Genomic DNA, 22,956 nt, shown 5'->3' on the forward strand with positions numbered 1-22,956 from the left:
CCACCGATGTCTGTGTCCCGCTGCCCCGTCGCACCCACGCTCTCCGCCGCTCCCACGGCCCCCGTCCCCGAAACCCTGGCCTACGGCTTCACGCTGCCCGCGCAGCTCACGAGCCCGGCGCTGGCGCGAGCGGCGTCGCGCGAGGTGCTGAGGGCGCACGGGCTGATGGGCCTGCTGGACCCCGTGCTGCAAGCGGTGAGTGAGCTGACGGCGGTGGCGTGCCAGTTCACGGCGTCGGCGGACGTCTACCTCTCCCTCCGCTACCGTGCCTCCGCCCTCCAGGTGATCGCCTACGACAGTCACCCGCGCCACACCCACCCCAAGCTGGCCACGGCCTGCGACACGCGCCGCCGCGCGGCCCTGCGCTTCCTGTCCTGCGTCTGTCGTGCCTGTGGAGGCACCTGGGGCTTCGGAGAGGCGCGCGAACCGGGCGGCGGCACCCGCATGTGGGCAACGCTGCCCAGTACGGGCGCGAGGGCGTACGGCAGCCCACCCGCCCCTGTGTCCCTGCCGTCAAAGTGACCCGCCCCGCAGGGTGGCTTACTGAAAAGCGTGAACACTCGGCGCCCAACTGTCACACATGTGCTCAAACGGGCGATATCAGGACAGAGGAAGTCGAACTGTTCACGCTTTCGGGAGGGTGTGCGGTGCTCCCGGCCGCGACCGGCAACCGTGGTTCGGCTGAGGGCACCGCTCCGCCCGTAGCCGTGCGGGTGGAGCGGCGCCCTCGAGGCGGGGTGACCGGGGGGAGTTCGGTTACGGCAGGGCGTGGACGTGGGGGCCGACCGTGTTGGACCAGGCGTTGCCGGCGGTGGCGTCCCAGTTGGTGGACCAGGTCATCGCGCCGCGCAGGCTCGGGTAGGTCCGGGACGGCTTGAAGGTGCCGCAGTTCGTGCCGCGCGTCAGGCAGTTCAGGGCGTTGTTCACCACGGTCGGGGAGACGTAGCCGCTGCCCGCCCCACGCGTGGAGGCCGGGAGGCCGAGGCCCACCTGGGACGGGTCGAGGCCGCCTTCCAACTGGATGCAGGCCAGCGCGGTCAGGAAGTCCACGGAGCCCTGGCTGTAGACCTTGCCGTCGCAGCCCAGCATCGAACCGCTGTTGTAGTACTGCATGTTGACGACCGTGAGGATGTCCTTCACGTTCAGCGCGGTCCGGAAGTAGGAGTTGGACGTGGACTGCATGTCGATGGTCTGCGGAGCCATCGTCAGGATCATGCCCGGGCCGGCCTTCGCGGACAGCGACCGCAGTGCCTGCGTCATGTAGGTCGTGTTGAGGCCGTTCTCCAAGTCGATGTCGACGCCGTCGAAACCGTACTCCTGCATCACCGTGTACACCGAGTTCGCGAAGTTCGTCGCGGAGGCGGAGTCGTTCACCGAGACGGTGCCCTTCTCGCCGCCCACCGAGATGATGACCTTCTTCCCGGCCGCCTGCTTCGCCCGCACGTCCGCCTTGAACTGGGTGACGGTGTAGCCGTTCAGGCCCGCCGAGTCCAGGTTGAAGGTGACCGCGCCCGGCGTGCCCGTCGCGTCCGCGAAGGCGACCGCGATGATGTCGTACTGGCCGGGCACGTCCGAGATGCGCTGCACCGCCGCGCCGTTGTTGAAGTTCTGCCAGTAGCCGGTCACCGCGTGCCGGGGCAGGACACCGCCGCCACCGCCGTTGCCCTCCGTCGTCCGGGCCGTCACCGCCGTCGACTTGGGGGACTCGCCCGCCGCGTTGGTCGCCGCGACCTGGAAGGAGTACGAGGTGGAGGCCGCGAGGCCGGTCACCGTCGCGGACGTGCCCGTCACCGCCGTGATTCTCGTACCGTCACGGTAGATGGTGTAACCCGTCGCGCCTGAGACGGAGTTCCACCTCAACGACGCCGTCGACGACGTCGTACCCGAGACGCTGAGGCCTCCCGGCGTGCCGGGAACGGTCGGAGCCGGGTCACCGCCTCCGCCTCCGTCGGGGCCGAAGACCGACAGGTCGTCCGCGTAGTAGGGCTGCTGCCCGTACCAGCCGTGGGTGTAGACCGTGACGGACGTGGTCGCGGAGCCGGTGCGGAAACTCGTCGTCAGCTGCTTCCAGCTCGTGGAGTCCGGGGTCCAGGTGGAGACGTCCGTCGTGCCGGTGCCGGTCACGCCCAGGTAGGCGTAGCCGCCCTGCACCCAGGTGCTCAGGGAATAAGTGGAGTTGGGCCGCACAGCGACGGTCTGCGCGCAGCGGGCGTTGTCCTGGCCGGCCGGGGTGGCCTTGAGTGCCGCCGTGCCGCCGTGCACGGGGGACGAGACGGTCGTCCCGCTGTTCGCCGAACAGGTCCAGTTGCTCAGACCCGACTCGAAACCGGCGTTCCTGACGTTGTTCACGTCCGCCGCGGACGCCTGGCCCGCCCCCACGAGGGGGAGGGTGAGAGCGAGGGCCGAGACGAGGGCGCCCGCCCAGAGGCGGCCCTTGCCGCCGGCCGGCTTTCTGGCGGCGTCTCTGCCTCGGGGTTCGGTCATGGCTGGTGCGCGGTCCACTGAAGCCTCCGGTGGGGGGATGGGGCGGGATACGGGGGTACAGAGGTATAGGGGCGGAAGTGGGAGGGGAGAGCCATGGGGATGGCAGTCGCCTCCACTGGACCAACAAGGTGGTCCAGACCAATAGGGTTGTCAATGGGTCCAGACCAATTTCGGGGAGCCGGGTCGCCTTCGGTCGCTCGGCGCTCCGGGTCGCCGGTCGCCTCCGCGCCCGGGTTCCGGCGTCAAGGCGGTGCACGGGATCTCCACCCTGTGAGTCATATCGAGACCAGCGAGATGCTCAACGTGCCCCGTTTTGGCGCAACTTGTGCAACGCCAGTTGCTTACGAGCTACACAAACGCTGTTCTCCGGCCATGGAGCCGTGGTTACAGTGCTCGCATAGTCACGCAGCGAAGTCATCAGGGTGCGCCGGAGTGACTTCCGGTGGACCGAGGGGCATGGGGAGAACGGGGAGCCGCGCGTGCAAACTGCCATTGCCGTGACCAGTGCCGACCTGGCGCTGCCACCGCAGGACGAACGGACCCTGCCCGCCGCGGTGCTGCGGGACATCGCCACCCTGCCGCTCGAACAGGCCCTGACCGAACTCCAGGCGCTCATCGAGCAGCACGGGCACGTCATCGTGGTCTGCTCCCAGGCGACACCCGTCGCCGTCCTGCGGCGGCTGCACACCCTGCGCTCCCTGCTGGAGAGCGACCGGATCGCCCTCTTCAGCCCCGATCTGCCCCCGCTCGGAATCGCCGTGCTGGCCCGCCAGTTGCGGCAGCTGGGTTCCTGCGACCTCAGCCCCGGCGTGCTCGCCTCGGCCGGCCGGCTGCTGGTCCACTACATCCACTCCGGTGCCGTGCTCGGCTCCGTCACCCGGCTCGACCGGATCCCGGTGAACCTGAAGCAGCACGCCAAGTCCTGGGTGCCCGGAAGTCAGTTCGCCGTCCTCGCCCACCCGCAGCCGCAACTCGTTCGCCTCGGCCCCGAAGCCGCCCTGGAAGGACCGGAGTTCGGAACCTGGATGCTCGTCGCCAAGGGGCAGCTCCAGTCCGACTGGGTCACCGGCACCCTGGCGCCGTCCTGGAAGGTGCAGGGGCTGCGCGAGGCGCCGCTCCCCGCCGAGTCCCCGAGCTGGTGGGGGACCGGCAAGGTCATCGAGTTCTGCACCTACCTGCCCGACCTCTCCGTCCTCTATCAGCTGGTCACGAGCGTGCGGCGCGGCATCTGTCACTGGTGCGGCATCGACGTCATCGGCGACCGGTGCGTGTTCTGTTCGGCCACACCACCGTCCGTACCCGCCCACGACAGCAGGAACAGGAACAGCAACAGGAACGCCGGCAGGGCCCTCGTCCGGCGCACCTGACCCGGACGGCCGGACGGCGCTGTCGCCGGCACGCCGTCCCCGGCCGTCCCGCTCGGCCGTCCCACTCGAACCCGCTCGGCCCACATCCCCCAATGAGGTTGCACGGTCTATGAACTCCCGTCAGCGCCGCGGCGTGATACTCCTGCTCCTGTCGATCCTGTGCGCCCTCGCCGCGTTCGCCGGCGTGCTCTCCGTCATCAACGACGTGGAGTCCAAGGTCGGTCCCGAGGTCAGCGCGTACCGGCTGAAAACAAATGTGGCACCGTATACGCCCCTCAGTACGGGCCAGTTCGAGAAGATCGAGATGCCCGAGCGCTGGCTGTCGGAGAACGCGGTCACCGATCTCGGCGACATCCGGGGCAAGATCGCCGTCACCACGCTGCGCGAGGGTTCCCTGCTGCAGAGCGACATGATCGTGAACCAGCCCGCCCTGCAACCGGGGCAGCAGGAGGTCGCCATCATGATCGACGCGGCCACCGGCGTCGCCGGAAAGATCACGCCGGGCTCGTCGGTCAACGTCTACGCCACCTTCGAAGGGGAACGCGAGGGCGCCCCCGCCCAGTCCAAGATCATCGTGACCAACGCCAAGGTCCTCGACGTCGGCCGGATCACCGCCCTCGAACCCGACGAGAACGACCGCGGCCGGCAGCCCACGGACGCCGTCCCCATCACCTTCGCGCTGTCCACCATCGACGCCCAGCGCATCACCTACGCCGAGTCCTTCGCCCAGCGGGTCAGGCTCGCACTCGTCGCCCCCGGCGGCGACACCACGGTCCCCGAGCAGGACCGTACGTACGAACTCGCGAAGGACAAGTGAGAGGCCCGCATGCCCACGAGGATCCTCCCGGCAGTCGGTGACGCGGACGCCGTCCGGTCCATCATCATGCTGCTCAGCCAGCTCCCGGACGCCGAGCCGATGACCCCGGTGGCCGACTCCACCCAGCTCGTCGACACCCTCGCGCGCCTGGCCGCCGAGTCGATCGACGAGCTGCCCGAGGTCGTGGTCGTGCACGAGCGGATCGGCCCGGTCCCCGCGCTGGAACTGATCCGCGAAGTGGCCCTGCGCTTCCCCGCCGTCGGGGTCGTCCTCGTCACCTCCGACGCAAGCCCCGGCCTGTTCCAGGCCGCCATGGACTACGGAGCCCGCGGCCTGGCCGCCCTGCCGCTCAGCTACGAGGAACTCGCCAGCCGCGTCCACGCCGTCGCCCAGTGGTCGTCCGGCGTACGCCGCCATCTCGGAGCCGGCGGCGACGTGTTCACCGGCGTCGGCGGCACGGTCGTCACCGTCAGCGGCGCCAAGGGCGGCGTGGGCGCGACCCTGACCGCCATCCACCTCGCCCTCGCCGCCCAGGCGTCCGGCCGCAGCACCGCCCTGGTCGACCTGGACCTCCAGAGCGGCGACGTCGCCTCCTTCCTGGACGTCCAGTTCCGGCGGTCCGTCGTGGACCTCGCGACGATCACCGACATCTCCCCGCGCGTCCTGGCCGACGCCGTCTTCCGCCACGACACCGGCCTCACCCTGCTCCTCGCCCCCGCCGAGGGCGAACGCGGCGAGGACGTCACCGACCGGGCCGCCCGCCACATCGTCGGCGCCCTGCGCTCCCGGTACGAGGTCGTGGTCGTCGACACCGGAGCCCAACTCGTCGGGGCCGGCGCGGCCGCCGTCGAGACCGCCGACACCGCGCTCCTGGTCACCACCCCGGACGTGGTCTCCGTCCGGGGCGCCAAACGGACGGTACGGATGTGGGACCGGCTCCAGATCCGCAAGGCGGAGGAGACCACGGTCGTCGTCAACCGCCACACCCGGGGCACGGAGATCCAGCCCCCGCTCATCCAGAAGATCACCGGCACCGCGGTCGCGGCCACCGTGATCCCCGCCAACTTCAAGGAACTCCAGCACGTCGTGGACGCGGGCCGGGTCCACGAACTGGAGAACAAGAGCACGGTGAAGCAGGCCCTGTGGGCCCTGGCCGGAGAGCTCGGCCTGGTCAAGCCCACCGAGGGCGCCCACAAGTCCGGTCGGCTGCGGGGAGACCGGCCGCGCGGCGACCGCGGAGCGGTGAGCATCCGACGACGCAAGGACGGAGGGGGATGAGGTGAAGGGGGAGGAGAAGCACGCTCACTCGGGCCGGGGTCAGGGCCGGGACCGAGGACAGGTCACCATCGAGTTCCTCGGCATGATCCCGACGATCCTCGTGACGCTCGTGGTGCTGTGGCAACTCGTGCTGCTGGGATACACGTTCACCCTCGCGGGGAATGCTGCGGACGAGGCGGTACGGGCGGCCACCGCCGCGGACCCGGGCGCGCGCGACGGCGCCTGCCAGGCGGCAGGACTGGACAAGCTGCCCGGCGCCTGGGAGGGAGCGGCGACGGTGAAGTGCGGAACCGGGGGCGGCTATGTCACCGCCGACGTGACGCTGCGCGTCCCCGTCCTCTTCCCCGGCACTGCCAACTTCCCCTTCGAGGTGAAGGGTCACGCGGGCGCGGTGGAGGAGGAGGTGGGGGACTGACATGAGGTACGACGACAGGCGGGGCGAGCGAACGCGGACCGAGCGCGTGGGGACCGACCGCACGCGGGGCGAGCGCACACGGCACCGGGACCGCGGGCAGGTGGCGATCGAGTACCTCGGCTTCCTGCCGGTCCTGATCATCGTCGCCATGGCCGCCGTACAACTGGGCCTGATCGCGTACACCGCCCAGCAGGCCGGGACCGCGGCCCGTGCGGGTGCCCGCAGTGCCTCGCTCGACGAGGCGGCGGGGCCGGCCTGCGCCGTCGCGGTCAGCGGCTGGCTGGCCGGCCGTACCGACTGCGGGGCGTCCGGTGGCGGCGACGAGGTCACCGTCACGGCGACGATCGACATCCCGTCGATCGTGCCGGGCTGGGACTTCGGCCGGGCCCGGAAGACCGCCACCATGCCCGTCGACCACTGACCACCCACCGGCAACCGATCGTCGTACCCCGACCGCCGACTGCCGACCGCCGACTGCCGACTGCCGACCGCCGACCGCCGACCGCCGACCGCCGACCGACCGCCGTCGACCGACCGCCGCCGACCACCGACCGCCGCCGACCACCGACCGCCACCGACCGGAAACCGACCACCGCACAAGGAACCAGCAACGAGGAGCGCCGGACTCATGAGTCTGCGGGCACGTATCAACTCCCCCGAGGAGAAGGGCAACCGGGGCGAGGACGGCCATCTGGTCGCCTCCTACCGAGCCAAGCTCCTCGAGGAGATCGACCTCGCGGAGATGAGTTCGCTGGCCGCCGCCGAGCGCCGGGCGAGACTGGAGCGGGTGCTCGGGCACATCATCAGCCGCGAGGGCCCGGTCCTGTCGACCGTGGAGCGCTCGCAGCTGATCCGCAGGGTCGTCGACGAGGCACTCGGCCTCGGCATCCTGGAACCGCTCCTCGAGGACCCCTCCGTCACGGAGATCATGGTCAACGGCCCCGACGCGATCTTCGTGGAGCGCGGCGGCCGGGTCGAGCAGCTGCCGATGCGCTTCGCCTCCCACGACCAGCTGATGCAGACCATCGAGCGCATCGTCTCGACGGTCAACCGCCGTGTGGACGAGTCGAATCCGATGGTGGACGCGCGCCTGCCGTCCGGCGAGCGCGTCAACGTCATCATCCCGCCGTTGTCCCTGACCGGCGCCACCCTCACCATCCGCCGCTTCCCGCGCTCCTTCACCCTCCATGAGCTGATCGGCCTCGGCTCGCTCGACGAGCACATGCTGTACCTGCTGGCGGGCCTGGTGCAGGCCCGCTTCAACGTGATCGTGTCGGGCGCCACCGGCACCGGGAAGACGACCCTCCTCAACGCCCTCTCCGGCCTGATCCCCGAGGGCGAGCGCATCATCACCATCGAGGACTCCGCCGAACTCCAGCTCCAGCAGCCGCACGTGATCCGCCTGGAGTCGCGCCCGCCGAACGTCGAGGGCAAGGGCCGCATCACCATCCGCGACCTGGTGCGCAACTCGCTGCGCATGCGCCCCGACCGGATCGTCGTCGGCGAGGTCCGCGGCGGCGAGTCCCTGGACATGCTCCAGGCGATGTCCACGGGCCACGACGGCTCGCTCGCCACCGTCCACGCCAACAGCGCGGAGGACGCGTTGATGCGGCTCCAGACCCTCGCCTCCATGTCGGAGGTGGAGATCCCCTTCGTCGCGCTGCACGACCAGATCAACAGCGCCGTCGACGTCCTCGTCCAGCTCACCCGCTTCGCCGACGGCGCCCGCCGCATCACCGAGATCGCCCTGCTGGAGAGCCACGGCGGTGAACCGTACCGGCTGGCCACGGTCTCCCGGTTCAACGCGCAGCCGATGGCCTCCGACGGCCGTATCTACGGCGCGTACGAGCATCACCCGCTCCCGCGCCGGACCGCCGAACGCCTCTACATGGCGAGTCAGCCCGTCCCGCCGGCCTTCGGTATCGCCCGCTCCCTCGACCAGCTCACCACCCGAGAAGCCAGGTAGGACCGCTGCCATGGATCTGCAGAACCTGATCACGCTGACCACCGGCATCGCGCTGCTGACCTGCGTCCTCGCGGTGGTCGGCGTGCACCTGTACGCAGCGGGCAGGGCTCAGCGGCAGGCGCTGGTGGACCGGTTGGCGTACACCGGCCAGGTCACGGTCAACGGGCGCCGACGGCACTTCCCCACCCTGGACCGCCGGCTGCGCAGCACCGCGTTCGGCAGGAAACTGGAACTGCGTCTGATGGCGACCGGCCTCGACATCACCCCGGGTGAGTTCTTCGCCTGCATGGTCGCCATGGGCCTGGGCCTCTTCCTCACCGGCCAGGCCGTCCTGGCCCCGTTCTTCGGCCCGCTGGCCGGACTGCTCGGCATCTGGGCGGCGTTCCAGTTCCTCGACTGGCAACGCCAGAAACGCATCGAGAAGTTCATCAACCAACTCCCCGAACTCGCCCGCATCCTGGCCAACGCCACCCAGGCCGGCCTGGCCCTGCGGACGGCGATCGGCATGGCGGCGGAGGAGCTGGAGGCCCCGGCCGGCGAGGAACTGGCAAAGGTGGACAACCAGTTGGCCCTCGGTGCCTCGATGGACGATGCGCTGGGCGAGCTGGCCCAGCGGCTCCCGTCCCGCGAACTCGTCGTCCTCGTCACCACGTTGGTGCTGTCCAACCGGGCCGGCGGCCAGGTGGTGAGCGCTCTGCGCAACCTCACCGAGACCCTGGAGGAGCGCAAGGAGACCCGGCGCGAGGTCCGTACCCAGCTCTCCCAGGTGAGCATGACGTCGTACGCCGTCCCCGTTCTGGGGGTCGGCTCGTTGTTCCTGATGAACGGGGTGAAGGACGGCGCCCTGGAACGCATGACCGGCTCCCCGGTCGGCCAGGGTGCGGTGATCGTCGCCTTCGGCCTGTACGCGATCGGCTTCATCCTGATCCGCCGCCTGTCCCGCATCGACGTCTGAGCAGCCGGATCGTGGATCGGCAATCGTGGATTGGCAGAGGAGGGACTGACTGACATGGGACTTCTGCTGGCGCTGGTCATGGGCATCGCCGTATGGGGCGTCTTCGCCGGTGTGCGCATGTACCGCGCCGACGCGAAACTCCCCGCCGACCTGGTTCTCGCCCTGGAGGTCGGCGCCACCCGCACCGGCGCGGTGGACTCGCTCGTCGACCGCATGGGCATGCGCTACGCCCCGGCCGTCCTGCGCGTCATGGGCCCCCAGCGGGTCGCCAAGTACCGCCGCAAGATCGACCTCGCGGGCAATCCCGGCGGCCTCACCATCGACCGCTACGCCGCCCGCCGCGCGGTCTACGGCTTCCTCGGCGGCCTCGGCTTCCTGGTCTTCCTGATGCGCGGGCAGTTCTTCGTCGCCCTGCTGCTGCTCGCCTTCGGCGCGTTCTGGACGGAGGTCGGCATCTGGTCGGCGATCCGCATCCGCCGGGACGTGATCGAGCGGACCCTGCCGGACTTCCTGGACGTCCTCGCCGTCGTCGTCAGCGCGGGCCTCGGCTTCCGGCAGGCCCTGGACCGGGTCGCCACCAAGTACGAGGGCCCGTGGGCGGACGAACTACGCATCACGCTCCGCCAGATGGACCTCGGCATGAGCCGCCGCCAAGCCTTCACGGAACTGCGCCGCCGCAACGACTCCGAGCAGGTCGCCATGTTCGTCACCGCGTTGCAGCAGGGCGAGGACCTCGGCGCCCCCATCGTGGAGACGCTGGTCGCCCTCGCGAAGGACATGCGCCGTACGGACGCGCAGAACGCCCGCCGCAAGGCGGCCCGCGCGGTCCCCAAGGCCACCATGATGATCACCACGTTCATGGTCCCGGCCACGATGATCCTCCTCGGCGCGGGCCTGATCCTGGGCTCCGGCACCGACTTCGGCTCGATCACGGGCGAGTGAGGGGCAGGGGACGGTGGACGGTGGGATGACGACGACCGGGGAGCGCAGGCGACGCCTGGGGCGCGGAAACCGGCAAAGGGGCCGAAGAGGGCTGTGGTGCCGCGCCCGGCCACCCCGGACCACCAGGACCTCGGCGGGCTTCCCGGCCCTCCCGGGGTATTCGGCCCTCCCGGAGTCTGTCGTCAGGAGCGTGCCGGACGCCCAGATGCCGCCGGTGCCACCGGCGAACGACAGCCGCCCCGCAAGGGACCGGGGCACCCCCCATCCACCCGATCCACCCGATCCGGACGTCGACCTCCAGATCAACGCCCTCCAGGCCCTGTGCCGGCAGGCGTTCGGCTTCCGGCTGGCGGTGATCGCGCTCGCCGCCCCCGCCGCCCTGCTCAACGCGGGGCCGGGCTGGGGAGTGCGCCTGGTCGGTATCGCGGTCGTGGTCACCTTCATGGCGTCCTACGTCCTCGTACGGGACTGGGAACGCTTCGGCCCCCTCCTCCTGCGCCACCCCAGCCTGCTCGCCGTGGACACCCTCTTCGGCTCCCTCCTCCTCGTCTCCGCCGGCCCCGACAGCCTCCTCGCCTACGCCGGCGTCTGCACCCCACTCCTCGCCGGTCTGGTCTACGGCCGGCGGGGAGCGGCGGCGTTCGCCTCCCTCCAGGGCCTGATCCTGCTCCTGGTCCACGCGACCCTGGCGGACCCGCACGCGAACCTCACGGAGACCCTGTTCCTGCCCGGCCTCTGCGTCATCGCGGGCGCGGTCGGCTTCAGCCTCCGCAACCTCCTGCTCCGCTTCGGCACGGCCACCCGGGCCCTGACCACGGTCCAGGCCCGTCTGGCCGCCACGGAGGCGGTCAGCGAGGAACGCGCGCGTCTGGCCCGCGAGATGCACGACTCGGTGGCGAAGACCCTGTACGGCGTCGCTCTGGCCGCCGACGGCCTGGCCGGCTCGGCGAGCGCCGGGCACGTGAACGTGGCGCTGGTACGACAACAGGCGGAACTGGTCGCCCGCTCGGCCCGCAGAGCCGCCGCCGAGTCCCGCGAACTCCTGGCGGACCTGCGCGGCGAGCCGCCCCGGGGCGCGGCGGCGGGCACGGGAGCGAGTAAGGGTGCGGGCGTGGGGCAGAGCGTGGACCTACTGGCCGAACTGGCAGTGTGCACAAGCGACTTCAGCGCCCGCACCGGCCTCCCGACGGCATTCGGTCGGACGGGCGACAACGCGGACCGGCCGCACCGCCCTGCCGCGGTTCCCCTCCCGGTGGCCCGCCAAGTCCTCACCATCGTCGGAGAGGCCATGGAGAATGCCCATCGCCATGCCTGCCCGACCAGGGTCGCCGTCGGCGCGGGCGTCCACGGCGACCTGCTCCGCGTCATCGTCCACGACGACGGCCGCGGTCTCCCGCCCGGCACGAACCTCGAACAACTCAGCAGGGACGGCCACTTCGGCCTGGTCGGCATGGTCGAGCGTGCGGCGGCGATCGGCGCCCGCATCCGCGTCGGCCGGGGCACCCACCCGCGCGGCACGGAGGTCCGCCTGGAACTCCCCCTGGCGCCCGCCAGGCCCCGCACAGACACGTTCGCGACAGCGGAGGCGGCCCGATGACCCCGTACCCCTTACCCCGTACACCTCGAGAGGAGGCACCCCGATGACGCGGATGATGCCGAACCAGGCGCCCCCGACCACCGCGACCCTGCGGGTCCTCGTCGCCGACGACAATCCCGTGGTCCGCGCGGGCCTGACGGCCCTGCTCTCCGGCCGGGGGGAGATAAGGGTCGTGGCGGAGGCGGCAGACGGCAGGGAGGCCTGCGAGGCGGCCCGCGACCACCACCCGGACGTCATTCTCCTCGACGTCCGGATGCCGGGCATGGACGGCATCTCGGCACTCCCGTACCTGGTGCGGATCGCTCCGGTGGTGATGCTGACGTACAGCGGGGAGTCGGAGATCGTCGAGGAGGCACTGCGCAGGGGAGCGGGCGGATACCTGGTCCACGGCGAGTTCACGGCGGACCAACTGGTCTCGGCGGTACGGGACATCAGCCAGGGCCGCCCCCACTTCACCCCCACGGCGGCAGGAGCGCTGCTGGCCCAGCTCCGCAGGACGCCCTCGGGCCCGCCCCTGCCGGAATGCCTGGGAGGCCGTACAGATGCGACTGCATACGAAGTTTCCATGACGAAGCTGCCGCATATGAACCTCCAACAGGCCGTACCACCAGGGCAATTAATTGCACCGCTGCCCGCACCCTCACCTATTTCTTCACAAAACCTTTCGCAACTGCAACCGCATGTGGGACAGTCGTCGTCAGGATGGACAAGCGGTCGTCCGGCCGTTCCCGACAGGTCGAGGTTCCCACTGAGCAGCAGGGAGGCGGAGATCATGAACCACATCGCATCCGGCATGAACAACCAGCAGATCGCCGCCACTTGTTTCATCAGCGAGAAGACGGTCAAGAACCACATCAACCGCATCTTCGCCAAGCTCCACAGCACCAGCCGTTCCGAAGCCGCCGCGAAGTGGCTCGGCACGGCCCCGGATTCCGCACGAGGACTGGGGTGACCTGCGGTGACGTCAAGGGGGACGAAGCGGCGGCCCGTCAACTGGGCCCGGGATTGGGTCCTGGGGCCCTCTGGCGGACTGGGAAATTCGCCGTACGTTGCTGATATCGAATGCGGCACCCTGAAGGAAGCCGCAACCGCGTCAGCCGGAGGGGAACACCATGAGCAACTGGATCAACACCACGGTCACCTACCTCCAATCCCGCACCGCCCGCAACGACAGGGGCCAGACGGCGGTGGAGTACCTGGGCATCATCGCGGTGGTGGTGGCGATCGTGCTGGCGATCACGGGGACGAGCATTGGCGAGACGATTTTCAACGCGATCACGGCCAAGATCGACGAGGTTATCGGCTGACCCGGCGTCTCAGTTGCGACGACGCAGGGCAGGCCTTCCCCATCTACATCATGGTGGTGGCGGGTCTGCTCTTTCTCGCGTTTGCCTACCTCGCGGTTGGCCAAGCAGCGGCGAATAGGAACGGTGCTCAGACGGCTGCCGACGCGGCTGCGCTTGCTGCGGCCCAGGACAGACGTGATCAACTCGCTGGGGCGTGGGTCGAGAACCTTCTGGATCCGACCAAGTGGGAGGCTATCTTCAATGGTGACGGGGGAGCGCTCGCTTCGTCGTGCCCACGTGCGGGTCAACTCGCCACACAGAATGATGCCGAGGTGCTGGCATGCGTACCGCTGGGGTTGTTGGGATACGAGGTTGAGGTTCAAACCAACAAGCCGGTGGGAGACTCCATTGTTCCCGGGACCGAAGGCAAGTACGCCAAGGCGTCAGCCACCGCAGTGATTGAGTCCCGATGCGTGTTTGATCTGCCTGTCGATGACGGGGGGGACGGCGTGTTGCCTCAGCTCACCTGCGACGGCAGGGATTGGGAGTTGGACCCGGAAGACCCTCTGGAGCTCCTCCCGGAACCCCAGGAACTCTTCGACGTCCACCTGGCTGACTGACTAGGAACGACGAGTGGTGAAGGAAGAGGCATGAGCATTCGGTTCGCAACGAAGGCCCGCAGGGGGATGGCTGCAGCGGGCATCGCGGCTGGGCTGGCCATTGGTGTGGCTGGCTGCAGCGGTGGTGGCGACGACAAGAAGCCAGAGACCTCGGCATCAGCCACCACGGAAAAAGAATCGGACCCCAGCGCTCAGCAAGGTACGGACGAGAGTCTTGCAGAGCTGAAGGGCGAGGGTGGTCTGATTCTCGTCGTCACCTCTGCGGCGAGGGACGCCGGCGGGTTCGTGACGGTCAGTGGTGAGATCAAGAATGATGGTGCCGAAGGGGCCCGTATCCCAATCCAGACCAGGGGCAACGAGACCGAAATCATGAAGCACGGCGTCTCGCTTGGCGGCGCGACTCTGGTAGACCCTGCCAGCAAGAAGCGCTACTACGTACTGCGTGACACGGATGGGCGCCCCCTGACCACGACAGGCATGCCGAGAATCAAGCCGGGAGCATCCATTCCGGTCTTCATGCAGTTCCCCGCGCCACCCACCGAGACGGCGGAAGTGACGTTCCAACTTCCTACGTTCGCCTCGGCCTCAATTGAGATCTCTGCGTGAGGCCAGCCATGATTCTCACCCATTCCCGCCCGGGGGCACCACGCCTCGCAGCCGTAGCAACCACCGTCACCGTCCTGGTAGCCACAAGCCTCTACGGCGCCTCCGGCGCTGCCGCCGCCGACGACCCCAGCGTCCCCCCAGGCACCGAAGCCACCGCCTCCGCCCCCGTCGAACTCGACGGCAACGACCCGGACCTGAAGCTCCCCGACGGGGCCACCCTCGCCGAACCGAAGGTCCTCGACATCAAGCAGGTCGTCGAGGAGCAGAGCGGTGACGAGCGCCGCGAGGACACCAACACGGAGGTGACGTTCGCACTGCAGGCCGAGGTGCTGTTCGGCAAGAACAGCGCGAAGCTCAGCGCCCAGGCGAAGGCTCGTATCGGCACGATCGCCGAGGAGATCAAGAAGCAGAACGCGACGAAGATCCGCGTCTTCGGCTTCACGGACAACCTGGGCTCCTCCGCCCACGGCGACGTCCTGTCCCGCAAACGAGCGAACGCGGTTCACACCATCCTGGACCAGGAGCTGAACGACCCCAACGTCACCTACGAGGTGCGCGGCTACGGCGAGCAGTACCCGATCGCCGACAACTCGACGGAAGCCGGCCGCAAGAAGAATCGCCGGGTCGAGATCACGTTCCCCCGCACTGAGAAGTGACGACCTGAACCCCAGCCGGGAACCGGCGCCCCCAGCTTGCGTAACGGGTCCGTTCCAAGTGGGCCGCGGGGCAGTGGGACTGGCTGGATGTTTCCGGCAGGTCGCCACTGATTTCTCTGGTGTCGTTACGCATCGCTGGATAGCGTTGGTGCGCTCGAGAGAAGCCTCGCCCCACCGGGAGCCGACCGTGAACCGCCGTCCCACCCTGCTCGCAGCGCTTGCGCTGACCGCCACCACGGCCCTGACGCTGTCCGCCTGCGGAGGCAGCGAGGAGAGCTCCGCCAAGGACAAGGACAGCGACAAGATCGCGGGCGCGGCCACGGGGGGTGGGAAGTCGGCCTCGCCGAGCGCATCACCGGCCCCGGCCGCCGAGGGACGCCCGAAGATCGAACTGCCCGCAGACGTCACGTACACGTTCGAATGGAAGAAGACCGGCGATACGGACAAGGATGCGGTGCTCAGCGATGCCGAGCAGCGCATCAAGGCTGTGGACATGGCCATCGCCGAGCAGAATCCGCTTCACGACGCTTACCGCTTCTACTCAGAGGGCACGGCCGCCGCTGGGAGCCAGAAGTACATTCAAGAGTTTGTTGATCACAAGGCGCGTACAACGGGTGTGACCCGCTTCTATAACGAGAGTGTGGCCATAAAGGCTGACGGAACCGCCTCTCTTGTGTATTGCGAGGACCAGAGCAAGACCTTCAACAAGTTTCTGGAGACCGGAAAGACCGACGTCACGTCGGTGAGCAAGGACTCTTACGTCGTATACGCCGGCACCCTGCGTAAGAGCAAGGACGGCGTGTGGGTTACCGAGCGGCTGATCTCTCAGCGGGGGAGTGCGAAGTGCCAGCCTTGATTCGGCGCGGCCACCTGCTGTTTCCCCTTGGGCTTACAGCCCTTGTCCTCGCGGCTGCCACCCCTTCATATGCGGAGAAGGGCTTCGGTGGTGGCACGGATGGCGAGACGGAGCAGAGTGCTGAAGTCGGTGGTGACGGCACTGTTTCGGTCACTGTGGGTGGTGTGGTGTTCGACCGTTCGAAGAACGGGCGTGGTGGCTCCGCGGGTGTGTTGAGGTCGTCGACGTCGTGGACACCACCTGCTTGTTGGTATGCCCCCAAGTACACGCCGGAGCAGTTGCAGAAGTACCTGGAGCCGATCTGGGAGGCCGGGTCGACGGGGCATGAGTGGGATGCCAAGCAGCGGAAGAAGTATCTCAACCCGGACGAGCCCGAGAAGGATTTCAACAAGGACAAGACGGGTGAGGGCCACTGGTGGGGTTCTTACGTCAATGACAGCTATCCCCCGGGCTGGGATTCCTGTGACGAGGACTACTTCTGGGTGGACCAGGGCGATCCTCCGCCGGCCGGGATTGAGAATGCGGTGACTCCGGAGGTCCTCGCGGAGCTCGCCTACGCCGAGATTCGTGTCCCGGGTACGGAGGTGACGTTGGCCCCTGCCGGGGAGGCCAAGGTGAACCTTCCGACGTGGGCGTGGCTGGACGGAGCGGAGTTCAAGCCGGTGTCGGTCACCGCGTCGGTGCCGGTGATCGGTATTGAGGCGACGGCCACGGCGGTGCCGGTGTCGCTGGAGATCGATCCGGGTACGCCGGACGCGGAGACGTTCCCGGCGTCCGGTGTCTGTCAGATCAATGACGGGCGTATCGGTGAGCCGTATGCCGGGGGCAAGGCGGAGCAGGATCCGCCCTGTGGTGTGAAGTACCTGCGGTCCTCGGGCGACGGCACCTTCCCGCTCCAGGCCACGGTCACCTGGGAGATCGAGTGGACCGGTACCGGCGGCGCGGGCGGCGACCTTCCCGCCGGCACCTTCGGCGCCACCCAGGACGTCGTCGTGCAGGAGATCCAGGCCATCAACCGCTGACCCACGCAATCCCCTCGCCTTCGCGTAGATCCGCGCTTGACCTGCCTGCCTCGACACGCCGTCACGCAGGATCGAGGCGCGGCTGCTCTGGTCCGAGGATCCTGCGGCCGTGCCGCACCCCGACCCATGGGGGATCTGACGAGCGCCGAGGACTTGAGTATTCCGGGCGAGGGCTGTCCTACAGCAGGTGGTCGGCTCTGCCGGCCTTGATCTCGAGGATGAGATTGCGGAGGGCTTCCCGGGTGTCGGTGAGCGGGTGGTCCTCCTGGCCGGCGACGGCGATGTAGGCGTTGCCGTCGGGGTCGGTGCCTATGCGGAAGCAGTTGGCGCCCTCGGCGCAGAAGGGTTCTTCCCAGATGATGTCTGCCATGGGGTGCTCCTCAGAGGTCGCTGGCGATGGTGTGGATGAAATCGCGTGAATCGGCCGACGAGAGCGACGCCTCTTCCATCCAGTCCAGGTGCGCACGGTACTTGGCCAGTTGGGACTGACCGTGAAGGAACTCGGGCCCGTGAGCCGAGTCCAGTTCCGCCGTGTCGAGTTGGGGTACTGTCGCCTCCGCGTAAGTGAGGCCCTGGCCGGCGCCGGGGAAAGCTCCGGCCTTGAAGCGGATCACCCGCACGTCGATGTTCGCGAGTTCCGAGAGGTCGCAGAGGTGGTCGAGCTGCGCGCGCATGGTCTTCGTGCCGCCGAACTCGACGCGCAGTGCGGCCTCGTGCACGTAGCCGACGTACGTGATCGGGGCTTCCCGATGCAGGACCTGCTGACGCTGCATGCGATGCGCCACTCGCAGTTCGATCTCGGCAGGTGACAGCGGCGGTAGGGCGGCGGCGAACAGCCTGCGTGCATAGACATCGGTCTGTAACAGGCCCGGCACGTGCAGGGCCAGTCCGCCCCGGACCCGCCTGGCACGCCACTCCATCTCGGCGATGTCCAGCAGCGCTGCGGGGAGTTGACCGCGATACGACTCCCACCAGCCCCGTGACCGGTCGACGGCCATGTCCGCGAGGGCCTCGACGTATTCCTCGTCGCGGCAGTCGTAGTTGCACGCGAGGGTCCGCAGACGTTCGGGAGTGATGGCCCGGACCCCTGCCTCGATATTGGAGATCTTCGCCCGATCGAGGCCGAGCAGTCCGGCGGCGTACTCCGTCGACACCTCTGCTGCGAGACGCATCTTCCGCAGTTCCGCGCCCAGTCGTCGCTGGCGTTGAGTGGGCGTTGCCCTCGGCGGCATCTGTCACTTCCTCCAATGGTCGCGGCGTCAGTCTGCCCCTTGTCGGTTCGGTAGGTCCACCCAGACGAGTGGCAAATTCAGCTGATGAGTGGCAATTTGCCACCATCACCGTCTACTGTCGGCGATGTAGTAGTCGCGATCCGTGACGCCCGGAAGCGCATCACGCGAGCTCACCCGCACCCTCCTGCCCTGGGAGGGGTGTGCCCGCGTCAGGGAGACAGGCCACCGGCCGGACCGCGTCACAGACCAGCAAGCAGAAATCAGCAATCAGTCGTCAGTCCTCGGGAGTTGTCATGCCTGAACCCTCGTCCCGCTGTCCGATCGCCGCGCCCGTCGACCGGCTGCCCGCCCCTCCTGCTCCCGAGGCCCTCGCCTACAGCTTCACGCTCCCCGCCGCCCCGCGGAGCCCCGCGATCGCCCGCTCGGCGACGAGGACGATCCTGCGGGCCCACGGCCTGGACGACGTGATGGACGCGGCGGTGCAGGTGGTGGGTGAACTGGCCGCGTGCTCATGCCGGTTGGCGCCCTCGGCCGAGGTGTACGTCTCCCTGCGGTACCGGGACGAAGCCCTCCGCGTGGTCTTCTACGACGCCCATCCCCGCCACACGCACCCCCGGCTGCTCGCGGCCTGCGCCGCCCGCCGCCGGGCGGCGCTCCGTGTGCTGGCCTGCGTGGTCAAGGCCTGTGCGGGGGAGTGGGGCTTCGGGGACGCGCGGGAGCCGGGTGGCGGGACCCGGATGTGGGCGGTTCTCCCCAGGGGCGGCGCACGCGCGTACGCGGCCGGCGGGCCTCAAGGCTCCCGCTCGTGAAGTGCCGGGCGGCTGCCGCGACCAGGGCCTGATCAGGCCCGATTCAAACGAAAGACCCTAGGTGCGCGGCGTGGCGGGCGTCGCCTGCCCGGTATCGGAGTCGGGAGGGCTCGTCACCACGGTCACCCGCACTCCGCTCCGCAACCCCCATCCCGTCATCGCCCCGGCCTCGGATTCGACGACATGCCGTGCCCGCAGCCTCGGCAGTCCGAGCCGCCCCGGCGGCATGGTGCGTATGGCGATGACGCGGAGACGCCGGTCGAGATAGGCGACGTCGATCGGCATGCGCATACGGAAGGTGTGGATGCTGTTGGCGGGGGAGAGGAGCAGCGCGCCGTCGAGCGATGTCCGCCCCAACAACCCCTTGGTACGGGCGTGGTAGGAGGCGGCGATCTCCAGAGGTACGTGCACGTCCGGCTGCCCCTCGTCACCCGGCACGACCAACTCCCCGCGCCCGTCCCGCCACGCCACCCTCACCACTCCCGCTCCTTCTGTTCCTTCTGTTCCTTCCCCCTATGGTCAGTTGTCGCGGAGGCGGGCCGCAAGGGCGGCCAGGGACTGGGCGGTCTCGGTCAGGCTCGCCACGGCGGCGTCCAGGTCCGAGGCGAGCCGGGGCGCCGGAAGGGCGGCGGGCGCGGAAGGGTGCGGCGTACCCCGGTAGCCATCGGACCTCGTTGTAGCGCTGGTACGAGCCGGTGAACCGCAGGCGGCGCGGTGGACGCCGTGCCCCCTTCTGACAACGCCTTCGGTCGACGGCGACGCCCGGGGTATCGGCGGTGCCGGCTGCGTAACGGGTCCGTGCCAAGTGGGCCGCGTGGCGATGGATTTGGCCGGATGTACCCGGCAGGTCGTCACTGATCTCTCTGGTGTCGTCACGCATCGCTGGATAGCGTTGCTTCGCTCGAGAGAAGCCTCGCCCCACCGGGAGCCGACCGTGAACCGCCGCCCCACCCTGCTCGCAGCGCTCGCGCTGACCACCACCACAGCCCTGACGCTCTCCGCCTGTGGCGGCAGTAGCGACGAGGGTTCCGCCAAGGACAAGGACAGCGACAAGATCGCGGGCGCGGACACGGGGGGCGAGGAGTCGGCCTCCCCGAGCGCGAGTGCTTCGGACTCCGGAGGGCGTCCGGACATCGACTTTCCCTCGGACGCGAAGAACGTCTTCGAAGGGCAGAAAACGGGTGACCCGACGAAGGACGCAGTCCTCGCGGATAGCGCTCTAAGTGTCAACTCCATCGATGAGGCGATCTTCAAGGGCAGTACGGATACCAAGGCGCTCGGCTTCTACAACACCGGTAAGGCCTTGAGCTCATCGATTACGTATGCGCAGCGCTACATCGACGGCAACGACACATGGACCGGGGAGACACGGTTCTTCAAGCGTGAGGTGAATCTCAGTGGTGACAGTAAGGCTTATGTGACTTACTGCTCCGATGAGAGCAAGTCGTACATCAAGAGTAAGAAGACCGGTGAGGTTGACAGGTCGCCTGCGACTTCCAACAGCTACGTGCTGTACAGCACCAAGCTTGCCAAGAACGCCGATGGTGTCTGGCAGACCGCAGATATCGTCTCGAAGCGGGGAGCCGAGGCGTGCCAGCCCTGAGGAGTTCAGCCAGGATCGGGACAGTCCTGGCGATTATTTGCGTATCCGTCTTTTCTTCTCCAATGGCCTTTGCTGAACGGGACAAGTACGGAAATGCTGGTGACGAGCAACAGAGTGCCGAAGTCGGTGACGACGGCACTGTGTCCGTCACTGTGGGTGGGGTGGTGTTCGACCGTTCGAAGAACGGGCGTGGTGGTTCTGCGGGTGCGTTGAGGTCGTCCACGTCGTGGGCGCCGCCGCCTTGTTGGTATGCCCCCAAGTACACGCCGGAGCAGTTGCAGAAGCACTTGGAGCCGATCTGGGAGGCCGGGTCGACGGGGCATGAGTGGGACGCCAAGCAGCGGGACCGGTACGTCGAAGGGAAGCCGTACAAGGACTTCAACAAGGACAAGGAGGGCAAGGGCTACTTCTGGGACTCGTTCGTCAACGAGGGCTTTCCGCCGGGCTGGGATTCCTGTGAGGAGCAGATCTTCTGGGTGGACCAGGGTGATCCTCCGCCGGCCGGGATTGAGAATGCGGTGACTCCGGAGGTCCTCGCGGAGCTCGCCTACGCCGAGATTCGTGTCCCGGGTACGGAGGTGACGTTGGCCCCTGCCGGGGAGGCCAAGGTGAACCTTCCGACGTGGGCGTGGCTGGACGGAGCGGAGTTCAAGCCGGTGTCGGTCACCGCGTCGGTGCCGGTGATCGGTATCGAGGCGACGGCCACGGCGGTGCCGGTGTCGCTGGAGATCGATCCGGGTACGCCCGACGCGCAGACGTTTCCGGCGTCGGGTGTCTGCGAGATCGACGGCGGGCGTATCGGCGAGCCGTACGCCAGGGGGAAGGCGGACCGGGATCCGCCCTGTGGTGTGAAGTACCTGCGGTCCTCGGGCGACGGCACTTTCCCGCTCCAGGCCACGGTCACCTGGGAGATCGAGTGGACCGGTACCGGCGGTGCGGGCGGTGACCTTCCCGACGGCACCTTCGGCGCCACCCAGGACGTCGTCGTGCAGGAGATCCAGGCCATCAACCGCTGACCCACGCACTCCTCCTCACCTGCGCGCGAATCATACTGCCGGGGCAGGGCCGGGGGTGCTGGTCACCACCATGTGTGACGCCGGGCCCCGATGAATTCGCCCGTTCGGCCGCACTGCCTCGCGTGCACTGCCGGATCGCTGTGTCGTTGACACGGACGCGTGCCGAGGTCCAGGGCATTGGCGGGCCTCGGGCGCTCAGCGACGAAGTGCGAGAGGGACGGAGTACACCCATGCCTCTTATACGCGGGTTCAGGGTGGGTCGCCGACGTCATGCCGCGGTCATCGCAGCGTTGGTGACCTGTTCGACGACACTGACCGGGCAGAACCCCGCCGCGGCCGGCGGTACGCCCGCACCTTCCGTGCCCGCCCCGCAGTTGGACTGGAGCCCGTGCGTTCCGGGCAGCGCGTTCGACTGCGCGACCGCGAGGGTGCCGCTGGACTACAACAACCCTGGTGGCCGCACCCTCGAGCTGGCGGTCGTCAAACGGAAGGCCACCGGCCCCGGTCGGCGCATCGGCACCCTCTTCTTCAACCCGGGCGGCCCCGGCGGGCCCGGAACGGTGCAGATGCCACAGAACTACGAGCGATCCCCGCGCGAGGTGCGGGAGCGGTTCGACATCGTCAGCTGGGACCCTCGCGGGATCGGCAGCAGCACCGCTGTGAACTGCTTCGCGAGTCCCGAGGAAGCCGCTGACTGGAATGCGAGCAAAGCGGCGGGCTTCCCGGTGGGAGAAAAGGAGCGGGCGGCCTTCATCGCCGCGTACAAGGATCTGGCCCGGCGTTGTGAGCAGCGCGACCCCGAGCTCCTGCGCCACGTGTCGACCACCGACACCGCTCGGGACCTCGACCAGCTCCGCCGGGCGGTGGGGGAGTCACACCTCACCTACCAGGGGATCTCCTACGGCACGATTCTGGGCGCCACCTACGCCAACCTCTTCCCCGACAAGGTCCGCGCCATGGTCCTCGACAGCAACATCGACCCGCAGGCCTGGACGAACCACGCGTCCGACGCCGACCCTCGGCTCACGACATTCCTGCGCATGGGCTCGGACCGCACCGCGGCAGCAACCCTGGACCAGTTCCTCACCCTGTGCGGGTCCACCACCACCGCCCACTGCGCCTTCTCCGCCGGCAGCCCGGAAGCGACCCGGGACAAGTTCGACCAGCTGATGCAGAAGCTCCGCAAACATCCTGTGGGCGCCTGGACTTATGCCGGCACGGTCGCCGACGTGGTGAACAGCCTCTACATCGTCCACCCTGGGTGGACGGACCTCGCCGGCAGGCTGCAGGACCTGTGGCAGGGCCGCGTCGCGGAGCCGTCCCCGCTCCCGCACCCACCCGCGGTCCCGCATCCGAATCCGTACCTGGGCGAGGAACAGGGCGCTGCGGTCCTCTGCGGCGACAGCCCCAATCCGCGCGACCCGAACGT

The 22,956-nt window shown here is 68.7% G+C and carries 25 protein-coding genes; 21 read left to right on the top strand and 4 right to left on the bottom strand.

The features are described 5' to 3' along the window. The first annotated feature begins 6 nt into the window (after positions 1-6). The gene (locus tag ACFP2V_RS01600; RefSeq protein ID WP_381204459.1) at positions 7-522 is read left to right on the top strand and encodes an ATP-binding protein; all 516 of its coding nucleotides are present in this window, start codon (positions 7-9) and stop codon (positions 520-522) included. 234 nt (positions 523-756) lie between these two features. On the opposite strand, the gene ACFP2V_RS01605 is transcribed toward ACFP2V_RS01600, so the two are convergent. Next, a complete protein-coding gene (locus ACFP2V_RS01605) occupies positions 757-2,484 on the bottom strand; it encodes a chitinase (protein ID WP_381204460.1) in 1,728 nt (575 codons plus the stop codon). 497 nt (positions 2,485-2,981) lie between these two features. Here ACFP2V_RS01605 and ACFP2V_RS01610 point away from each other — a divergent pair, with 497 nt between their 5' ends. The 16 genes from ACFP2V_RS01610 (at position 2,982) to ACFP2V_RS01685 (ending at position 16,867) form a co-directional block, all read left to right on the top strand. Further along, on the top strand, positions 2,982-3,851 hold the full coding sequence (locus ACFP2V_RS01610) for a hypothetical protein (RefSeq protein WP_381204558.1): 870 nt from the start codon (positions 2,982-2,984) through the stop codon (positions 3,849-3,851). A gap of 109 nt (positions 3,852-3,960) precedes the next feature. Further along, on the top strand, positions 3,961-4,668 hold the full coding sequence (cpaB, locus tag ACFP2V_RS01615; RefSeq protein WP_381204461.1) for a Flp pilus assembly protein CpaB: 708 nt from the start codon (positions 3,961-3,963) through the stop codon (positions 4,666-4,668). Positions 4,669-4,677: 9 nt separating this feature from the next. Next, a complete protein-coding gene (locus tag ACFP2V_RS01620) occupies positions 4,678-5,946 on the top strand; it encodes a CpaE/TadZ family protein (RefSeq protein WP_381204462.1) in 1,269 nt (422 codons plus the stop codon). A gap of 82 nt (positions 5,947-6,028) precedes the next feature. Then, positions 6,029-6,361: a pilus assembly protein gene (locus ACFP2V_RS01625; protein ID WP_381204559.1), complete on the top strand. Its 333-nt coding sequence runs from the start codon at positions 6,029-6,031 to the stop codon at positions 6,359-6,361. 1 nt (position 6,362) lies between these two features. Beyond that, on the top strand, positions 6,363-6,782 hold the full coding sequence (locus ACFP2V_RS01630) for a TadE/TadG family type IV pilus assembly protein (protein ID WP_381204463.1): 420 nt from the start codon (positions 6,363-6,365) through the stop codon (positions 6,780-6,782). A 207-nt stretch (positions 6,783-6,989) separates the two neighbouring features. Next, positions 6,990-8,327, top strand: a complete 1,338-nt coding sequence (locus ACFP2V_RS01635) for a CpaF family protein (protein ID WP_381204464.1) — start codon at positions 6,990-6,992, stop codon at positions 8,325-8,327. A gap of 10 nt (positions 8,328-8,337) precedes the next feature. Continuing rightward, positions 8,338-9,282 (top strand): type II secretion system F family protein, encoded by a 945-nt coding sequence (locus tag ACFP2V_RS01640; protein WP_381204465.1) that lies wholly within the window; start codon positions 8,338-8,340, stop codon positions 9,280-9,282. A gap of 54 nt (positions 9,283-9,336) precedes the next feature. Then, positions 9,337-10,224: a DUF5936 domain-containing protein gene (locus ACFP2V_RS01645; RefSeq protein ID WP_381204466.1), complete on the top strand. Its 888-nt coding sequence runs from the start codon at positions 9,337-9,339 to the stop codon at positions 10,222-10,224. Between the two features lie 25 nt (positions 10,225-10,249). Next, positions 10,250-11,821, top strand: a complete 1,572-nt coding sequence (locus tag ACFP2V_RS01650) for a sensor histidine kinase (protein ID WP_381204467.1) — start codon at positions 10,250-10,252, stop codon at positions 11,819-11,821. A 43-nt stretch (positions 11,822-11,864) separates the two neighbouring features. Then, positions 11,865-12,773, top strand: coding sequence for a response regulator (locus ACFP2V_RS01655; protein ID WP_381204468.1), 909 nt, complete (start codon positions 11,865-11,867; stop codon positions 12,771-12,773). A gap of 160 nt (positions 12,774-12,933) precedes the next feature. Beyond that, the gene (locus ACFP2V_RS01660; protein ID WP_381204469.1) at positions 12,934-13,128 is read left to right on the top strand and encodes a Flp family type IVb pilin; all 195 of its coding nucleotides are present in this window, start codon (positions 12,934-12,936) and stop codon (positions 13,126-13,128) included. Continuing rightward, positions 13,125-13,727, top strand: a complete 603-nt coding sequence (locus ACFP2V_RS01665; protein WP_381204560.1) for a pilus assembly protein TadG-related protein — start codon at positions 13,125-13,127, stop codon at positions 13,725-13,727. Before ACFP2V_RS01660 ends, ACFP2V_RS01665 begins: the two co-directional genes overlap by 4 nt. A gap of 30 nt (positions 13,728-13,757) precedes the next feature. Then, on the top strand, positions 13,758-14,333 hold the full coding sequence (locus tag ACFP2V_RS01670) for a hypothetical protein (protein ID WP_381204470.1): 576 nt from the start codon (positions 13,758-13,760) through the stop codon (positions 14,331-14,333). 8 nt (positions 14,334-14,341) lie between these two features. Further along, a complete protein-coding gene (locus ACFP2V_RS01675; protein WP_381204471.1) occupies positions 14,342-14,989 on the top strand; it encodes an OmpA family protein in 648 nt (215 codons plus the stop codon). Positions 14,990-15,176: 187 nt separating this feature from the next. Then, positions 15,177-15,845 carry a hypothetical protein gene (locus ACFP2V_RS01680; protein WP_381204472.1) on the top strand — a complete coding sequence of 223 codons (669 nt, stop codon included), beginning with the start codon at positions 15,177-15,179 and terminating at the stop codon, positions 15,843-15,845. After that, positions 15,833-16,867 (top strand): hypothetical protein, encoded by a 1,035-nt coding sequence (locus ACFP2V_RS01685; protein ID WP_381204561.1) that lies wholly within the window; start codon positions 15,833-15,835, stop codon positions 16,865-16,867. Before ACFP2V_RS01680 ends, ACFP2V_RS01685 begins: the two co-directional genes overlap by 13 nt. Positions 16,868-17,045: 178 nt before the next feature. Here the strand turns inward: ACFP2V_RS01685 and ACFP2V_RS01690 are convergent, their stop codons facing one another. Then, on the bottom strand, positions 17,046-17,237 hold the full coding sequence (locus ACFP2V_RS01690; RefSeq protein WP_381204473.1) for a hypothetical protein: 192 nt from the start codon (positions 17,235-17,237) through the stop codon (positions 17,046-17,048). 10 nt (positions 17,238-17,247) lie between these two features. Further along, positions 17,248-18,099: a helix-turn-helix domain-containing protein gene (locus tag ACFP2V_RS01695; RefSeq protein ID WP_381204474.1), complete on the bottom strand. Its 852-nt coding sequence runs from the start codon at positions 18,097-18,099 to the stop codon at positions 17,248-17,250. Positions 18,100-18,392: 293 nt separating this feature from the next. Here ACFP2V_RS01695 and ACFP2V_RS01700 point away from each other — a divergent pair, with 293 nt between their 5' ends. Next, positions 18,393-18,908 (top strand): ATP-binding protein, encoded by a 516-nt coding sequence (locus ACFP2V_RS01700; protein ID WP_381204475.1) that lies wholly within the window; start codon positions 18,393-18,395, stop codon positions 18,906-18,908. Between the two features lie 57 nt (positions 18,909-18,965). On the opposite strand, the gene ACFP2V_RS01705 is transcribed toward ACFP2V_RS01700, so the two are convergent. Beyond that, positions 18,966-19,379: a DUF192 domain-containing protein gene (locus ACFP2V_RS01705; RefSeq protein ID WP_381204562.1), complete on the bottom strand. Its 414-nt coding sequence runs from the start codon at positions 19,377-19,379 to the stop codon at positions 18,966-18,968. Positions 19,380-19,842: 463 nt separating this feature from the next. On the opposite strand from ACFP2V_RS01705, the gene ACFP2V_RS01710 reads away from it, so the two are divergent. The 3 genes from ACFP2V_RS01710 to ACFP2V_RS01720 all read left to right on the top strand — a co-directional run. Further along, positions 19,843-20,511 carry a hypothetical protein gene (locus ACFP2V_RS01710; RefSeq protein ID WP_381204476.1) on the top strand — a complete coding sequence of 223 codons (669 nt, stop codon included), beginning with the start codon at positions 19,843-19,845 and terminating at the stop codon, positions 20,509-20,511. Between the two features lie 62 nt (positions 20,512-20,573). After that, entirely contained in the window at positions 20,574-21,527 is a 954-nt protein-coding gene (locus tag ACFP2V_RS01715; protein ID WP_381204563.1) for a hypothetical protein, read from the top strand. 293 nt (positions 21,528-21,820) lie between these two features. Further along, positions 21,821-22,956, top strand: a 1,136-nt coding sequence (locus ACFP2V_RS01720; RefSeq protein ID WP_381204564.1) for an alpha/beta fold hydrolase, incomplete at its 3' end; no start/stop codon positions are given.

It is taken from the genome of Streptomyces incanus (genome assembly GCF_042656345.1).
Lineage (GTDB): Bacteria > Actinomycetota > Actinomycetes > Streptomycetales > Streptomycetaceae > Streptomyces > Streptomyces incanus.

Coding starts and splice junctions, on each gene's coding strand:
- ACFP2V_RS01600 (WP_381204459.1), top strand. CDS start 7: ATGTCTGTGTCCCGCTGCCCCGTCGCACCCACGCTCTCCGCCGCTCCC.
- ACFP2V_RS01605 (WP_381204460.1), bottom strand. CDS start 2,484: ATGACCGAACCCCGAGGCAGAGACGCCGCCAGAAAGCCGGCCGGCGGC.
- cpaB (WP_381204461.1), top strand. CDS start 3,961: ATGAACTCCCGTCAGCGCCGCGGCGTGATACTCCTGCTCCTGTCGATC.
- ACFP2V_RS01620 (WP_381204462.1), top strand. CDS start 4,678: ATGCCCACGAGGATCCTCCCGGCAGTCGGTGACGCGGACGCCGTCCGG.
- ACFP2V_RS01625 (WP_381204559.1), top strand. CDS start 6,029: ATGATCCCGACGATCCTCGTGACGCTCGTGGTGCTGTGGCAACTCGTG.
- ACFP2V_RS01630 (WP_381204463.1), top strand. CDS start 6,363: ATGAGGTACGACGACAGGCGGGGCGAGCGAACGCGGACCGAGCGCGTG.
- ACFP2V_RS01635 (WP_381204464.1), top strand. CDS start 6,990: ATGAGTCTGCGGGCACGTATCAACTCCCCCGAGGAGAAGGGCAACCGG.
- ACFP2V_RS01640 (WP_381204465.1), top strand. CDS start 8,338: ATGGATCTGCAGAACCTGATCACGCTGACCACCGGCATCGCGCTGCTG.
- ACFP2V_RS01645 (WP_381204466.1), top strand. CDS start 9,337: ATGGGACTTCTGCTGGCGCTGGTCATGGGCATCGCCGTATGGGGCGTC.
- ACFP2V_RS01650 (WP_381204467.1), top strand. CDS start 10,250: ATGACGACGACCGGGGAGCGCAGGCGACGCCTGGGGCGCGGAAACCGG.
- ACFP2V_RS01655 (WP_381204468.1), top strand. CDS start 11,865: ATGACGCGGATGATGCCGAACCAGGCGCCCCCGACCACCGCGACCCTG.
- ACFP2V_RS01660 (WP_381204469.1), top strand. CDS start 12,934: ATGAGCAACTGGATCAACACCACGGTCACCTACCTCCAATCCCGCACC.
- ACFP2V_RS01670 (WP_381204470.1), top strand. CDS start 13,758: ATGAGCATTCGGTTCGCAACGAAGGCCCGCAGGGGGATGGCTGCAGCG.
- ACFP2V_RS01675 (WP_381204471.1), top strand. CDS start 14,342: ATGATTCTCACCCATTCCCGCCCGGGGGCACCACGCCTCGCAGCCGTA.
- ACFP2V_RS01690 (WP_381204473.1), bottom strand. CDS start 17,237: ATGGCAGACATCATCTGGGAAGAACCCTTCTGCGCCGAGGGCGCCAAC.
- ACFP2V_RS01695 (WP_381204474.1), bottom strand. CDS start 18,099: ATGCCGCCGAGGGCAACGCCCACTCAACGCCAGCGACGACTGGGCGCG.
- ACFP2V_RS01700 (WP_381204475.1), top strand. CDS start 18,393: ATGCCTGAACCCTCGTCCCGCTGTCCGATCGCCGCGCCCGTCGACCGG.
- ACFP2V_RS01715 (WP_381204563.1), top strand. CDS start 20,574: ATGGCCTTTGCTGAACGGGACAAGTACGGAAATGCTGGTGACGAGCAA.